Source organism: Streptomyces sp. NPDC050549 (genome assembly GCF_040655035.1).
GTDB lineage: Bacteria > Actinomycetota > Actinomycetes > Streptomycetales > Streptomycetaceae > Streptomyces.
Genome location: NZ_JBFAJD010000112.1, coordinates 1 through 1,937, shown reverse-complemented (window position 1 = coordinate 1,937; position 1,937 = coordinate 1). Strand labels below are relative to the sequence as shown.

At 66.8% G+C, this 1,937-nt stretch carries 2 protein-coding genes; both read left to right on the top strand.

Annotation, left to right across the window (positions count from 1 at the left end):
* Positions 1 to 87: 87 nt before the first annotated feature.
* Positions 88 to 1,209, top strand: coding sequence for an IS630 family transposase (locus tag AB0I51_RS48340; RefSeq protein WP_362985907.1), 1,122 nt, complete (start codon positions 88 to 90; stop codon positions 1,207 to 1,209).
* Positions 1,210 to 1,255: 46 nt separating this feature from the next.
* Positions 1,256 to 1,828 (top strand): S1 RNA-binding domain-containing protein, encoded by a 573-nt coding sequence (locus AB0I51_RS48335; RefSeq protein WP_362985905.1) that lies wholly within the window; start codon positions 1,256 to 1,258, stop codon positions 1,826 to 1,828.
* The last annotated feature ends 109 nt before the right edge of the window (positions 1,829 to 1,937 follow it).

Genomic DNA, 1,937 nt, shown 5'->3' with positions numbered 1-1,937 from the left:
CTAGTGCTCTGACCGGGAAGGTTCGCCGGGTTGCTGGTTAGGGCGGTTGGATGGGCGGTGACGTCCGTTCCGACCGCTGGAGGTGCGGTGGCCGAGCCTGTCCGGGTGCGCAGACTGACCGACCAGGAAGGGCAGAAACTGCAGCAGATCGTGCGGCGGGGCAGCACCAGTTCGGTGCGTTACCGGCGCGCGATGATGCTGCTGGCCTCGGCCGGCGGGAATCGGGTGCCGGTGATCGCCCAGCTGGTCCAGGCCGACGAGGACACCGTCCGGGACGTGATCCACCGCTTCAACGAGATCGGCCTGGCCTGCCTGGACCCTCAGTGGGCGGGAGGCCGTCCCCGCCAACTCAGCGATGACGACGAGGACTTCGTCATCCAGACGGCCACCACCCGCCCGACCAAGCTCGGCCAACCCTTCACCCGCTGGTCCCTGCGCAAGCTCGTCGCCTACCTGCGCAAAGTCCACGGCCACGTGATCCGGATCGGCCGCGAGGCGTTACGCTGCCTGCTCGCCCGCCGCGGCGTCACCTTCCAGCGCACCAAGACGTGGAAAGAATCCCCGGACCCCGACCGCGAGGCGAAGCTGGACCGGATCGAGGAGGTCCTCGACCGCTTCCCGGACCGGGTCTTCGCCTTCGACGAGTTTGGCCCGCTCGGGATCCGTCCCACCGCGGGCTCGGGCTGGGCCGAGCAGAATCGTCCCCACCGGCTGCCCGCCACCTACCACCGCACTCACGGCGTGCGGTACTTCCATGGCTGCTACTCGGTCGGCGACGACAGCCTGTGGGGCGTCAACCGCCGCAGAAAGGGTGCCGCCAACACGCTGGCCGCGCTGAAGTCGATCCGTGCCGCCCGGCCCGACGGCGCCCCGATCTACGTGATCCTGGACAACCTGTCCGCCCACAAAGGCGCCGACATCCGTCGCTGGGCGGGGAAGAACAAGGTCGAGCTGTGCTTCACCCCGACCTATGCATCCTGGGCGAATCCGATTGAGGCGCATTTCGGACCGCTGCGGCAGTTCACCATCGCCAACTCCCACCACTCCAACCACACCGTCCAGACACGGGCCCTGCACGCCTACCTGCGCTGGCGCAACGCCAACGCCCGCCACCGTGACGTCCTGGCCGCCGAGCGCAAGGAACGCGCTCGCATCCGCAGCGAGAAGGGCATTCGCTGGGGCGGACGTCCTCTCAAGACCGCAGCGTGAGCGCACTTCCTACCCGGTGCGAAGCTCCTCGTGAAAGGCTCGGAGCATGATGGGTGGACCGTCTGAGAACCCAGAACTCTGGGCATTCCTGGAGTCATTGCACCGCGGCGAGTTCCTTTCCGGCACCGTCACAGCGATCGAACGGTTCGGTGTGTTCGTGGCGCTGGACGACGGACCCGACCATCCGGTCTTCCCCGGCGTCGGGTTCATCTCCTTCGCTGAACTGTCCTGGCGACGCTTCGAGGCAGCCACCGACGTCGTGCAGGTCGGGCAGCGCGTCTCATGCGAGTTCCTCCAGTTCGACACGTGGAACCTGGAGGCCAGACTGTCCTTGAAAGCCACACAGCCGGACCCCTTTCAGGTATTCGCCGACACCATCGCGGTGGGGCAGAAACTGCCTGGCCAGGTCACCAAGCTGATCCCGTTCGGGGTCTTCGTCCAGGTCGCCGACGGGATCGAGGGACTGGTTCACCTGCGGGAGCTCGCCTGGACACCGGTGGAGACTCCAGCAGATGTCGTCCAGGTCGGCGACGAGATCACGGTGGTCGTCACCGAGATCGACCGAGAGCGACGCAGGCTATCCCTCTCCCGACGACAAGGCTCATCCGCCGGCGTGTGACGCGCTGCGTTCCTGCGACGGTTCCCTTGCGCGAGTGCTCCTGAACGTCTGCTCAGCCAAAGGAAGACACACGCCCCAGGCCGGTGAACCTTTGCGGTCAGAGCACTAG

Coding starts and splice junctions, on each gene's coding strand:
- AB0I51_RS48335 (WP_362985905.1), top strand. CDS start 1,256: ATGATGGGTGGACCGTCTGAGAACCCAGAACTCTGGGCATTCCTGGAG.